Here is a 14298-nt window from a genome sequence, read left to right as displayed (position 1 = left end):
TGGCTTAATTTTAATTATGCATTTGGCGCAATTTTACTTATCCATTTGGCGTGAACATACCTAATGATTTAGATGTCAATTCGAAACACCATTCTATTCCAAAGTACAAACGATTTCAGAATCGTTGCATTATCGTTGAAAACTGCAAAACAAAAGCACCTTAGAAAGACTTTCATCATTTCTAAGATGCCTATTTTAACTAGACACACCGCGCAAAATCGGATAAAGTATTCCTCAAAAATCATATACCTTGTACGGTAACATCAAGAATTGCTTCTTCCACGGTCTTAACGCATTCATTCAAATGTTTATTTATGTCCTCATCCCAAAAGCGAAGCACAGTCCATCCATTCGCATTCAACAACTGAGTAACTTCATCATCACGCTTTATATTGCGTCTAATTTTAGCGCTCCAATACTCGCTGTTAGTAGCAACGGGCTTCTTTTTATCAAAATCTTTTCCGTGCCAAAACGAACTGTCACAGAAAACCGCAATTTTATATTTTGTAATAACAATATCGGGTTTTCCAATTAAGCCCTTGTAGTTTTTTCGATATCGGATCCCTTTATGCCACAACGCGGTTCGCAGCTTTATTTCGATAGATGTATCTTTTGACCGAATATGCTGCATATTCTTCCTGCGTTGTTCGGGAGTCATATCATCCATGGCAGCACCTCTTACCACTTGCTTACAGTAATCAAACCAATTTACATTGGCCAGCCAATTCAATCAATTATATGCAATACAACTAAAAAGCACAGAATTTCAGCAACACACATGATTGAGATATTCAATTTAATCAATATAGTCAAGTATTTTTTTTGCTATTATCCGTGCAAGCATTGGTGGAACAGCATTTCCAACTTGTTGATATTCAGAATCCTTAGGTCCATAAAACCTGAATGAATCTGGAAATGTTTGCAAACGAGCCGCTTCTCTAATTGAAACAGCTCTGTCTAATTCAGGGTGAATCCACATAGACTTCCTAACATTAATAACTGTCCCAGATGGTTCCTCATACTTTAATCGGCAATATACAGTATTTTGCGTTCTTTCAACATTAGTATAAGTGTCTTCTTTCATTTCTTTTGACAGCGCATGAAAATTTTCACCTGGTTTGATTGCCCGAAACCTGCGAAGGGCTGTTTCTCGCGTTCTCGGCACTATATGATTGTATACTTGTCCAGTTTTACTTCTTAACTCTAAAAGTTTATTAACACTTGCAAGATCTTTATAAGAAATTCTTGAACCATTCTCATCATCCTCAACAGAATAGTGTACTGGAACATTCTTTAAATCTGCTAATGCATCGTAAACATTTGTCATGGTAACATTTTCATCTGGTACTGGCATTTCTACAATATTAGTATACTTTTTCTTAATACCAATGATTACGAAACGTCTTCGTTTCTGAGGAATACCATATTCAACTGCGGCAAGTATCCCATTGTTAATAGCATACCCATTGTCATTTGCTCCCAATACCGAGATTAAATAATCATAAACAGCACATGATTTAACATTTGCAACAATATTTTTACAGTCATCAAACACTTCTCGTATTCCATTAACATAAATCTCTTCAGCATATATTAACATTTTTTGTATTGCTAATGCTTCCTCTAACGCTGAAATAAATTCTTCTAAGGCGTCTTTATATGTATATTGCTCCAACATATAAAATACTTTTTCGCTTATTTGATTTACATGCTGGTTGGGCAGCTCAGTTCTTTTGACAAGCAACTTTTTTATTTGGTTCAAGTACCTATTTAATGCCTTTTCCATTTTTTCTTTATTATTTCTCGCCTTATAAATTATGTTAATTTTTCTAAACAAATCCTCCTTCCAGAGATTGTTTTTTACATCTGCTTCGTTTCTCAGAAGCTCTAAAACACCTTCAAACTTCCATTTTTCATCCAATAAATAGATACAATCCGCTTTAGTCGGTATATGATATTTCTCAACATTGGACTCGTCCATTTTTTCAATGTAGAAACGATGCACATCTGATTTCAGCATGCCAACATTTTCCATAACAAACGCTTCGGGCTGAATCTGCAGTATCGCACGAATATATTCTTTCACCAATTTATTATTTAAATTAATAGCTTGATTATGCTGCCTATTGGCATTACTAAATCCTTGACAAGGAGGGCCTCCTATCACAACATCTATTTTTCCATATTTTTCATTAAACCTTGTAAAATCTACATCTGTAATATCTTCATACAGCTCAACTTCGTTGAAATTATTCTTATACGTTATTCTAGCATTAGCATTTTTTTCTACAGCTGCCTTGATTTCAAATTTTCCCGTTTGTCTGAATCCCAAACTTAGTCCACCAGCTCCAGCAAACAAATCTATGACTTTTAACTTATCCATATCTACCTTCGCATTTTTATAATTCATCATTTTCATATCTAGATTTCAATAATTCCCAACATTCCTCTTTCTTGCACCATTGAGTTACATTTATTCCTTTAATCAACGGATTTTGAAAGTGTGTCCATACCTTCATAGCTAATTCTTCTATCGTTTGAGCTAAATTAGGTGTGATCATTTGATTTTTCCATATATAATCTACGTCCAAAAATTTATCGCAATATTTACCTACTAACGCGATGGTATAGTAATTGATTTGCGCCTTATATCCGCCAAAATTCAATCCAGCCACTATTTTATCGCACACTTGAAATAAAATAACTTTTGCTATCATATCTATATATGAATGCTGCGATGGCTCTGGGATATCTCCTTTTTTTATCATATCCGAAAAAATCACAAAGTTCGTTTCTAATCCTTTGCTCACATAATGTGGATAGCCCATATAGGCCATCATACATTTTGCGGCTACCGTTTTAGAAACACACCTTTTTTTAGGAATCCGTTCTTTAAAATTTTTCTTAGCCGTTGCCGTTGGCTGTCTATTAAGTTCGACCATATATTGACCTCGGGCTCTCTCATAGAACCACTGCTCTGTTTCTTTTCCACGCTCGACAGGGATAAATGTACGCCTTGAAATCTGCTCCATTTTTATATGATATTCGTCATTTGCATTAAAATCAGACATGTTTATTTTGTTTTGACTGTTTGCATATTTAGAAATATTAGCTGCAATATCAACAGATTTTTCACTGTCTTTTATCACAGAAAGTTTCACTTGTACATAAACTTGTTCGAGGTCAAGTTTGTTTTGTAAAGCATTATAAATCGACGCAGTAGTCTGTCCACCGTTAACAATCTGCCAGCCTGTAACTTCTTTTATACGCACGACCAACGAATCTGATTTGTCATCTTCAATTTCAATAGATTCCGCAATCGTAGATATTCCATTGTTGTATGCCATAAACATTTCCGGCTCATATGCTAATGAAGTTTTAATCCCTTTATTTACTTTACCAGTTGCCTGTAAGTATGAACGAACATTTTTTTGTATTAAATCCTGTCCCTCATCTTTATATATATTTGCTAGTAACTCTCCTGGAATCACTCCTACATAACAATCATAAACAGAATTCTCACAAGGAACCTTTATCATTTTCAGTGTCTGCTTATATTTAGATTTAAATCTAATAACCAAAGGCTTGTATTCCGTATCTCCGGACAGAATTATATGATACAGCCGCTCAATATCATAAACATCAAATTTTATCGGAATCTGCCGATACTTCATATCATCAGGCACATAATTTTTTGCCAAATCATTTGTAATAAATACAACATTTACATTTTCTATTTCTCTAGAAATAGCTCGAATTGCTTCAAATGCTTGATATCCATCGCTTGTAGGTTCTAGTTCTTCGAATACATCCGTGTCACAGGTTTTTAAAAACTTAACTGCCTTTTTCACGTATTTGTCAATATCTTTTTTCCAAAGCATATCTGGAGTTTGTTTGGGATTAAATTTGCTCACTAATATGGTTAATGAATGGAAATAGTCGTTATATGAATACCCATCCATCTTGATATTTTCCGATTCTTTTTTAAATTCCAAAATATTTGTATCCGCAAGTGTTGAAACCTCATGTTCAGCTAAGTACGACAAAAACACCTCCTTAAAGGCATAATTTATTGTTGTTTTTTCATGATTCACCATATACTGCTTTACTTCATCATTGAACTCATTATAGAATTGTTGCAGTTTTTGATCCATCAGATATTACCTCTTTAATGCCTCAATTAGTTCTCTTGCGTCAATCGCAAACTCCATACAGTGTGATGCCGAAACACTGTATTCCAAATCATAGATTCCCTTAACAAGCTGCTCCCTAATAACTCTTGGAAATCCTTTTTTTACTTCAAAAGAATAAGTCTCTCTTTTCGTATACCCTGTCGTATAATAGCTTGCTGTTATATCCAGATATCCAGCTTTTGCTAGCTTATTATTAAAAATATCTAAAGAACTATTATCATTTCTCAACATCTCCCTAATTTTAAGTATTAAATCTGGCAATTTTTCTCCACCATTAGAGTCTTTGCGAAAAACATACATTCTCAAGAAAAGTCTTCCATTTACATCATTATCATCCAACTGATATTCACTACTTATATGTGCCATATATGGTGCTTGTGTTACAGTCGTTTTTACCTCAACCGCATTTTTCCCGATATAAAAATCATGTGTTTCGTTATTAATCCCTGCCCATGAATTAACAACCGTAGTCCCACTTTCTTCGATTAGCTCTTTTAAAAAAAGCAATTCGCCATATAATCCCTGAGCACTTGCTTCGCTTAAAATTGGAATTTTTCCTGCACTAAAAAAATCTTTCCATTTTTTTAAAATACTATACGTTGTATTAGCAAAATCTGTAATATGCTTTTCTTCTGCCAGAGCCTTTCTTATATCTTCAACTATAATTTCAAAAATATAAGCTTCTGTTGCAGGCATCTGCTTTAACTGAACATAAATCTGTGACTCACCAGAATATTCAGGAAGCGTAACAAATGATATTTCAACACCTTTCCACATAGGATACTTTATTCCTTTATTTTCCTTCACAATGGGGATAGATACTGTTCTCATCCGTTCCCTAACAGAGACAGAATATACTATGCCTTCACCACTTGCACACACATATTTACGATATAAATTACTATCGATTTTATAATTATTGGTTTTCAAATCATTTAATAGTGACTGATAAATTTCGTTGGTTTTATTCATAATCATCCAACTCCATGGCAACTTCATTTAATTTGTACGACTTAAGATTGCCTTTGCCCTGTCTATCCGGAAAAACAACCGCAAATCCGTACGGAGCCTTATTATCATATGCTTTCAAATCTTCTGCAGCCCACTCAATCGGATAAAGCAACAAAAAACCATGATCAAAAGTACGAACCACTCTTCTTACTTCCCGTGCAATAAACTGATTATCTCTAGTTTTCTTTTTAAGATTTTCTTTTTCGTTTTTAGCGAGGTCATGCTGATCTGCTGTATAATCCAGTTCCTCATCGCCTCCAGATATCAACGCATGTAAATCTCTGGTAGTTCCAGTTGCTTCCTCTATTTCTTTATTCTTTTCATTCATTGCACTGCGGTTACGAACTATTCCATTTACCTTGATAGGACCAAATTTAGATTCTGTAGCTATTAATGTCGGAGTATTATTTTTATCTGTTCCGCACAAGCAAACTGTCCAATCTGTCAGTCCATTATATTTTTGCATCTCGCGAATATAATCTGCAATATGCCGACTGCTCGCTTTAGTCGCTGTTTTGGATGTATGGTATTTATCAAAAAAATCCGCTACCAGAGCCCCAGGAACACCTATCCAATATGTCTTCCCCGTTTTAGTGTCTGATGGGATATATTTGGATAAACCAGCAGAATCCCCCATACTGAACCTATTCGAATCTAATGATGACAAGAAATTATTAACAGTCTGATAATTCTCTTCAATGATTTCTGGATCAGCATCAATTAATCGTGTCTGAGTGAGATGATTGCTGAAATCCGCCTGATAATCCGCCCCTGTTCTGACTTTATTTCTAGCTGAAATAAGTATTTCCGGATTCGTGGCCACTTTCAAACCAAAATGTTCTGGATCAGACTTAAGTGTATTCATATCATCAAATTGAGCCGATAAATTAGCTACAGAATATGAAATAATCTTAAATTTATTAAACAAATCCTGTGTGGTAAAAATGCGGCAAACATCCAAATATGCTGGTCTATAACCAAACCATCTGCCCATCTGCAATAATGTGTCCATAGCAGATGCTGCTCTGGTAAAATAACTAATTGTTAATCCTTCCAGCGTCAAGCCTCTGGATAATTTATCACCGCCAATTGCTATAACATTAAACGGCTGATCTTTATAGTTTTTATAGATTAGGCTATCATCAGATTTTCCATTTATCGCCCAAATTTTTAATTCCTTCGCACTGACTAACCGAGTTATCTCTTTCCATATGCTATCAAAATCTATTTCATTGCATCCCTGAGAATACTTTGAGAAACAAACTCTAATCTCTTTTGTTGTAGGAACAAAATCGGAGAAATAAATGTTTTCAAAAGCCTTTCTTATTTCACCATCTCCATATGATATAAAATTAAAAATTTCTTCACGAACATATTTATCAATTTTCTTCTTTATTGTTTTTTGTTGATCAACAAATCTAACAATATGAATCAGCATTGTATTAGGTTTGTTTCTTTGACCTCTTAAATTACGAATAGCTGTTGAAATAAAGAAAAATTTTATTGCTTCCTTAAGTTCGCTTGGCAATTCTCCTACATAGTCATCTTTCTTAGTTCCTTGCGAAAGAAAGCTCTGTCCGGCAGAAATCATGCGCATAAGTGGCATCGGCTTAATTTCTTCTTCTCCAAGTCCGAAAAATTCTCGTGCCCCAACATATAGTTCCGGTCTTGGTGCTTTCGCAATAAAATCCTTAGGAAACAAATCCTTTCCATAAATATCATCATCTGTTCTATATGGGATAAAAATATTGGCAAATGGTGTCGCAGTATATCCAACATATGATTTACACTCAAATAAATTCAACAATTTACGAATCAGACCATTTATTGTTGAAGGATTATCAGTTTTTTCCACATCTTTCGTATTTATTGATGCCTGATCTGCCTCATCATCAATAATTAACGCAGGGTATGAAGCAGGTATTATTTTCTTGCCATTTATTACTTTTGTTATAGTATTCTTTGATAAACTGCTAATTATATACTTAAGTACTGAACTTACTTTTTTGGTTATTATAATAAACGGCGGCATAAACGAACCAGTAGACAGTTTTTTATTAAAATCACCTTTTTCATCTCTATTGGTTATTGACTGTAAAGGTCCAACATCGGCATTGGGGATAACAGTTCCAACACCAATGACGTTTTGCTTTAGCTGTTCTTCAAAAGATATTTCATTACTTGTTTCATATCCCAACACTTCTTCATCGACACGTGCCTGAGTCTGACTACGAAGACTATTCTGCATACCTGTAAGCACAATAATAATTTTATATCCTGCTGAGTATGCTTTGTTTATCAATCCAATATAGTGTGCCGTTTTTCCAGACTGAACATCTCCATATACCAATCCACGTCGTTCGTCAGCTTTCTTTAACGTTGGGTTAGCAAGTGCATTCATTACCTCATCTGTAGAAACATCGAGATCTTTTATAGACATCTCACTCCAACCAGGTTTCGCTGATAAATAATCAAAATACCTGATAACATAGCCCATGGGAATATCGTTTGATTTTTTTCGATTATTCCACCAATCTCTTTGACGTACATTTTCTGTCATAATAACAGGATGCGTACTGCCCTCTTGAGTTACTTCCTGATACAGAAAATTCTTAAGATTATTGACATCTTTTACAAGCCTGGAAAATTCAACCGCAACTTCCTCAACTGCGTTTTTAATATCCTCATTATCATCTTTTACTAATTTTATACATCGCAAAACAGCTGCCCGATAAAGGTTCTGCTCATATCTATCTTTATTTCCGATATCATTAATCATTTATTTCACCCACAATTTTCTCTATCTCATCAACGAGATAGTAGTAAGATGCCATACCTTCAAGCGTTTCGATTATTTCTTCTTTCGAAAAACCGTTTCTTTTAAAGACAGTTGCATAACTTTTAATGTCTGTTAAATCCTTTTGTCTCTGGAAATCATCTTTCTTCGCTTCTCCAGTATTTAATGTATTGACAATGCCATTCCTCATAAAAGGGGCAAAATTTTCAATCAAACACAAATATGCTTTTAATCTATTTCGTCCATCATCATCTAATTCCGCTCTTATTGAATTCAGCAAGGGATGTTTCTTGTTTATCCTAAAAAAATAATTACCATTATTTCGTGTCTGCTCCCACACAAAATCTAAATTTGGTGTCACAGGTCCCTTCGAATATGCCCCCCTTGAATTAAAAACTTTGGTAGATCTCGTTGTACAATCATCTATAGCGGAAATAATTCTATCTCGCAGATAAATCGGTAAAGAGGCTCTTGATTTCTTTATATCAATTTTCCAATCCTCATCAGCGTCCGAAGAAATATCAATTTTGATTCTGGCTAAATTAAATGCTGGTTCTTTCCTGATAATATCAAACCAAGTTCCGTAAATAATAAGCCTTCTGTTTCTATATATGTATATGCCTTGGTGTCTGTTCCATCCTTTAATCCCTGCAGCTTCCTCATATTCTTCATCCGATGAAAATTTTGTCTTATGCGGTAAAACATATGGCTGTATATTTGTACATGTGCGATACTGAGGATCCCATACTTCTTCGTCTGCCAGTTCCTGCGTTGCCGGATTTTTCGTTATAAACGGATCCCATGCACTAAGTTCTTGTTCACTATTTACATATATTTTCAGTCCGTCTTCTGATATAAACCTATGAAATACTAACCTAAGATGTTCTGCAACTTTTTGAATAACTGAGTAAAAATGTTTTTTTGACTTAGTTAAATCAGACTCATTAACAAGATTGTCAAGTACACTAATTACTACTGCTGTTCCATGATCCCGGAAATTATTTAAAAATGAATCATAGGTACCTTCATCATCAATAACTAGATTCCATCCTATTTGTTCAACCTTATCTAAATCCCAAGATGCATTGCTAATTTTGTTATTCTTACTCGTTATCACAGAAACTTTTCTACCCAATGAGAATGCTGCCGTTTTCATTCCCATTCCAAAACGACCAAGGTCTTTACTTGATCTCATTTGAGTTGGATCTGATGAACCAATCTGCATATTTTTATACAACTCTGCTTCTTCCATGCCATAACCATTATCTACGACGGAAATACATTTATTAGCCCAATCAAAATTGATAACAATTTTGTCTGCATCTGCCGAAATAGCATTATCCACAATATCTGCAACAGCAGTTTCTTCAGAATATCCAACTGATCGTAATGATTGCAACAGCAAATTTGCTTGCGGCATTGAAGGATAAATCGACATAGAAACACCTCATTTAACCAAGCATCTCAATCTCGCAAAATCACCTTAATTGCATCTCATTTAGTTCAATGCAAAATTTTGTAAATTAAATTTGCGACACACAGTGAAGCCCTTTAGACAAATCGATTTTAACACTATATAAACAAAAGCTTAATTTTTTATTGTTCCTTTAACAATACACCTATCCATGCTCAATGGTAGCACAGCATTATACATAAAACAATGAATATTATTCAAAGCCATATTTTTTTGTATTTGCATTTTCAAACATACTTTCCTTTCTCGCTGATCAATTTAAATTTATCTTATAACTCCCTATGTTTTTTCATTACACCTTTTTGAATAAAAATCCAAGTAATAATAGTAAATTCTTCACGCACATAAAAACGCCGAAATCCATTTTGGATTTCGGCGTTTAGCTCTGCACGCTATATTCTTACAAACTTTTCCTTGTATCTTCCTGTATCTTCTTGCATATTATCTTACGCATTATCTTGCGTATTATCTTACGTATTTTCTTACATATTAGAGTTTACTTATGATTTAGATTATATCACTTATGCCTTTTGCCGTATGCAGTTTTGCTTTGGGTTCAGTAAATTTTTTGTTGTTTTCGTATACAAAAAAGGGGCTGCGAAAAATGCTTTTTTGCCTTCCATAAAAGAAGGCCATTTTTACATTTTCCACAGCCCGTATACTTGCATATTTTCTTGCTTTTTATCTTGCATGTTATTTTATACTACCGATTGTTTTGCTGCTTGGATATGAACTTGTGATTAACTATTACATCTGTCATGTATTTCCCTATATCTCGCATATCTTTAGTGAACGTACCCCCGCCTATAGAGGCGGGAGCTTCCTGCTTCCACGAGAACAGCACCACCGACTCCGAAGAGTTGCAGCGACTTACACTCTCTCCACAGGCGTAGATTCCCGTGCGACCCACGGTATTTTACGAGATTAGTTAGGCAGATATTCGTCTAGCTTCTTCTCGAATATTTATTGCAGCGTTTTTATCGCGGTTATGGTGACTGCCACAAGCGGGACAATCCCATTCTCTCACAGACAAGTTTTTAGTTTCGTCATTTTGATAGCCGCAAATATGGCATAATTGACTGCTTGGATACCACTTGTCTATCTTTATAAGTTGTTTGCCCTGCCATGCAAGCTTGTACTCCAGTATATTTGTGAACATGTTCCAGCCATTGTCGGCTACGGATTTACCAAAGCTGAATTTTCCGCCTTTCTTATGCTTCGCCATAGCTTTGACACTAATATCTTCTATGCCTATGGCGTCATAGCGGTCTACCAAGTAGCGGGCTTTTTTATGAAGGAAGTCATGGCGTTGGTTGGCAATTTTTTCATGAAACTTAGCTACACGCAACCTTTGTTTGTCTCGGTTATGACTTCCCTTTTGCCGCTTAGAAAGTTTTCTTTGTGCTTTGGCTAATCTTTTCTCGGCTTTCCTCAAGAAATTTGGATAGTCCGCATCATCCTCATCGGAAGCAACATACAAACCGTGCATAGCAAAGTCCAGCCCAAGAAAGTTCTTCGGTATTATGGGGAGTATTTGGTTTTCATACTCTACAAGAATACTGATGTAGTATTTTCCTGTTGGTGTCCTGCTTATGGTTACAGTCTTAATAGTGCTATTTTCCATCAGCGGGCGATGCAGGCATAATTTTACCCAACCAACTTTCGGCAGTTTTACCTTATTACCATCTAATCGGACAGAGCCTTTCTGATTGTTCGTAGAGTACGAACAATGCCCCGTTTTCTTAGACTTTAAGCGTGGTTTTCCAAAGTGCCTGCGATTATTCCAAAAGTTGTTGTAAGCCTTATTCAGGTTTAGCTGAGCATTTGCAAGAGCCAAGCTGTCTACTTCCTTTAGCCAAGGAAATTCAGATTTGTATTGTGCGGGAGTGTTGTTCAGCTTCTTGCCTGTCTCTTTGTAGTAGTCAAGGCGGTCACCAAGCATCTTGTTATAGATGAATCTGGCACAGCCGAAAGTCTTAGCAAACATAATTTTTTGTTCAGTTGTTGGGTAGAGTCTGTATCGGTATGCCTTATTCACTATAATCACCTGCCTTGATTTTCTATGTATTTCCTAATTGTCTCAATAGGAGCACCGCCTGTTGTCAACAGGCAATAACTTCTCGACCAAAACATTTCTTTCCACAGCTTGCGCCTAACCTCTGGAAAATCTTTTTTGATTAGCCTAGAGCTGGCACTTTTATAAGCATTGATGAATTTCGACAGCTCTGTATTAGGATGAGCACGGAACATGATATGCACATGGTCTTGGTCGTGATTCCATTCCTCCAACGTAATGTTGTATGATGAGCCAATGCGAACAAAAATATCTTTAGCATATTGGCTCATTCGGTCAGAGAATACCTTGCGACGATACTTCACTACCAAAACCAGATGATAACAGAGTAAGAACACTGAATGGTTATTGTTATCTAATTCCATAGTATAATAAGTCCTTTCTCTTTTACGACTGATTATACTACCCAATAAGACAAAAAGCAATTGTATGGATCAATTACTTACGTAAATTCGCCATACCCGCCTTCATCCCCCACCTAAGAGGTGGAGGACTTCTCGCGGGTTAGGTTAAAATCCCTATTTTTTCTTTTCCAAATCCAAAATTAGCCGAACAAATTGACGTAATCAAAACAGTAAAGCACACGACAAAAAAGATACTAAACTTTTTCATTATAACCATTCCTCCTTATATATATTTTATTTATGAAGATTGGGGCTATGACCGATACATTACCCGGCATTATCGAGCAAATTCAGCTTTTGATTCCCATCTTCAATAATTGATTTTTGCCTCAGCCTCAGTATTGCTTTCGCAAGCCTTCTTTCATATTCATCCATATCATCATTTGTCATATGCGCAATTAATTGGATTGATTTCAGCACACGCCACGCATTAGGGTGTCCTGCACTTTTCGCTGTCTTCATCCATTTTTTGGCAAGTGAATAATCGTGTGGAACACCTATGTCGTCCATGTAGATTTGCCCCAGTACATAAGCTGCTTCCATGTTTCCGTCAAAAGCGGCTTCATAAATACGTTGTGCCTCAGGATAAAGGTACATCAACCTGGCATACTCATCTGTGAAATGCATCCATGGAGGTTCATTCAGCCTTTTTTTGGTTACATTCTTTAGCTCTTTCCAGAGTATTTCGTAATACCCTCTGACAATTTTCTTCTTAGGTATTTCCTGCAGCTCTTTCAAATACATCTCATCTATTCCTTTTTGATGTGAAATCCTTTCATATTTTACATCCGGAATGATTATGTCTCTTTCTTTAGCTCCGAGATATTTTTCCTCATATGTCATTTTGAACAGGTTCGCCCAATACCGACAGAAAAACCGGTCCGTCTCATCCAAATACTCATTATATTTACCAAGCGCCTGCTTAATATGTAATTTACCATGCCGGTTTATCAGCTCTATACATGCCACGTATCTGTCACCCTGCCGTACATAGGCGATTGCACATCTTTTATTGATTGCATCATCGCAATATCCGGCGACACAATTACTGAATATCATTCCAAGCTGAACTATTGTTTGCGTACTGTGTGTAAGACGAAATTCATAATCGTTGAGATTGCATTCCAATTTTGCCATTGCATCCTCATACAGTATGCGTTCGTATTTTTGCCTTTTCAAAAAAGCAGTCTCGGAACAAAGCGCGTTATGTACTCTGTTCGAAAGCTTCTCACGTGCTATTAATTCACGCAGTTCTTCCGATATGTCATCCGCGTGCCCATAGAACATCCGAAGACAATCCTTGGCCATTTGACCAATGCTGTCTTCTTTTACTGTCTGATAGAACCACTGCATAAATCTTTTTTCTCCGATTCTTTCAATCAGCCATTTGCAAAAATATTCGAATCTCTTCCAATTTTCCTTTGCATAATAATTAAACAGCCCAACATATTTTTCTTTAGGGAAGTAATGAAAAGGTTCCAGGCTCCTGTTTTTATTCCATTTTTGAAATGAGAAGAACCTCTGTATCAGATTTATGTCATGAATCCCCCATTGACGAAAAATGCAAAACCAAACAACAGCGTATGGATAGAACGTATGCGCTTTACGAAGGCTTTTAGGTGGTTTTCTTATCTCAAGATAATCACAAAGAGGTCTGAAATTATCTCTGCAATTCCTTGGAAATAATTCATCAAAAGCATCTCCGATAAAATTTTTTAAATAATAAATATTTACATCAAATGGATGTTCAAAATAAGCAAGTATTTTTTCCCAACCGGATGTACAGCTCAATACACTTGGCCGAATTCCTTCCAACACCCCGGTTCCGTCACGCATTGCTTCGATTGCCGTGCCAGCCACAATATCCGGTATGCGTAATTTCGGTTGTTGATCCATACGCCTTATGTCGTACAAATCCTTACTATAGGCTGTATCTAAATTTTTAAAAAGAATTATATCCTTTTTTTGATTAGCAACACATGAAACAGTTTTCCATGTACACCATTTTTTCAAAAAATCACCATTTTGGCGAATTATCACCGATGCGATATCGCAAGCAATGTTAATTGCACCCCCGGCCGTTGATTGAAAAATACGCCACCTGAAAGCATATTCTCCGTTCACCTCAATATACGGAGGCTTATAGAGATAATCCTTTTCCTCTGCTGCTGCCGTCAGCACATGCTTGATATCAGCTTTCTCGCCATTCTCAAGTTCCTTAACGAAAGACTTCTGCCCTACCGGCTGTACAGTTACATATATCATGCTCTTTGGAGCATGGGGAATCAAAACAGCACATGGAATCTTCTCGATATCCTCATAAAGGCAGACTTCATCTTTGCATA

At 35.9% G+C, this 14298-nt stretch carries 9 protein-coding genes; all 9 read right to left on the bottom strand.

The features are described from left to right. Nucleotides 1-241 precede the first annotated feature (241 nt). A complete protein-coding gene (locus BUA83_RS04785; protein WP_072935039.1) occupies nucleotides 242-667 on the bottom strand; it encodes a very short patch repair endonuclease in 426 nt (141 codons plus the stop codon). 129 nt (nucleotides 668-796) lie between these two features. Further along, nucleotides 797-2383, bottom strand: coding sequence for a DNA cytosine methyltransferase (locus tag BUA83_RS04780; RefSeq protein WP_072935095.1), 1587 nt, complete (start codon nucleotides 2381-2383; stop codon nucleotides 797-799). Between the two features lie 16 nt (nucleotides 2384-2399). Further along, a complete protein-coding gene (locus BUA83_RS04775) occupies nucleotides 2400-4154 on the bottom strand; it encodes an AIPR family protein (protein WP_200795976.1) in 1755 nt (584 codons plus the stop codon). A gap of 6 nt (nucleotides 4155-4160) precedes the next feature. Further along, a complete protein-coding gene (locus BUA83_RS04770) occupies nucleotides 4161-5165 on the bottom strand; it encodes a PD-(D/E)XK motif protein (protein ID WP_072935037.1) in 1005 nt (334 codons plus the stop codon). Further along, nucleotides 5158-7983 carry a Z1 domain-containing protein gene (locus tag BUA83_RS04765; protein ID WP_094756463.1) on the bottom strand — a complete coding sequence of 942 codons (2826 nt, stop codon included), beginning with the start codon at nucleotides 7981-7983 and terminating at the stop codon, nucleotides 5158-5160. The genes BUA83_RS04770 and BUA83_RS04765 overlap by 8 nt, the downstream gene beginning before the upstream one ends. Beyond that, nucleotides 7976-9439, bottom strand: a complete 1464-nt coding sequence (locus tag BUA83_RS04760) for an ATP-binding protein (RefSeq protein ID WP_072935036.1) — start codon at nucleotides 9437-9439, stop codon at nucleotides 7976-7978. Before BUA83_RS04760 ends, BUA83_RS04765 begins: the two co-directional genes overlap by 8 nt. A gap of 964 nt (nucleotides 9440-10403) precedes the next feature. Then, nucleotides 10404-11513: a transposase gene (locus tag BUA83_RS04755; RefSeq protein ID WP_234988253.1), complete on the bottom strand. Its 1110-nt coding sequence runs from the start codon at nucleotides 11511-11513 to the stop codon at nucleotides 10404-10406. Nucleotides 11514-11518: 5 nt separating this feature from the next. Next, the gene (tnpA, locus tag BUA83_RS04750) at nucleotides 11519-11914 is read right to left on the bottom strand and encodes an IS200/IS605 family transposase (protein ID WP_072935035.1); all 396 of its coding nucleotides are present in this window, start codon (nucleotides 11912-11914) and stop codon (nucleotides 11519-11521) included. A gap of 306 nt (nucleotides 11915-12220) precedes the next feature. Beyond that, nucleotides 12221-14218: a PcfJ domain-containing protein gene (locus BUA83_RS04745; RefSeq protein ID WP_234988251.1), complete on the bottom strand. Its 1998-nt coding sequence runs from the start codon at nucleotides 14216-14218 to the stop codon at nucleotides 12221-12223. Between the last annotated feature and the right edge of the window lie 80 nt (nucleotides 14219-14298).

The organism is Schwartzia succinivorans DSM 10502, from assembly GCF_900129225.1.
GTDB classification, from domain to species: domain Bacteria; phylum Bacillota; class Negativicutes; order Selenomonadales; family Selenomonadaceae; genus Schwartzia; species Schwartzia succinivorans.
This window is presented reverse-complemented; position numbering and strand designations above follow the sequence as displayed.

Coding starts and splice junctions, on each gene's coding strand:
- BUA83_RS04780 (WP_072935095.1), bottom strand. CDS start 2,383: ATGGATAAGTTAAAAGTCATAGATTTGTTTGCTGGAGCTGGTGGACTA.
- BUA83_RS04775 (WP_200795976.1), bottom strand. CDS start 4,154: ATGGATCAAAAACTGCAACAATTCTATAATGAGTTCAATGATGAAGTA.
- tnpA (WP_072935035.1), bottom strand. CDS start 11,914: ATGGAATTAGATAACAATAACCATTCAGTGTTCTTACTCTGTTATCAT.
- BUA83_RS04770 (WP_072935037.1), bottom strand. CDS start 5,165: ATGAATAAAACCAACGAAATTTATCAGTCACTATTAAATGATTTGAAA.
- BUA83_RS04785 (WP_072935039.1), bottom strand. CDS start 667: ATGGATGATATGACTCCCGAACAACGCAGGAAGAATATGCAGCATATT.
- BUA83_RS04760 (WP_072935036.1), bottom strand. CDS start 9,439: ATGTCGATTTATCCTTCAATGCCGCAAGCAAATTTGCTGTTGCAATCA.
- BUA83_RS04765 (WP_094756463.1), bottom strand. CDS start 7,983: ATGATTAATGATATCGGAAATAAAGATAGATATGAGCAGAACCTTTAT.
- BUA83_RS04745 (WP_234988251.1), bottom strand. CDS start 14,218: ATGATATATGTAACTGTACAGCCGGTAGGGCAGAAGTCTTTCGTTAAG.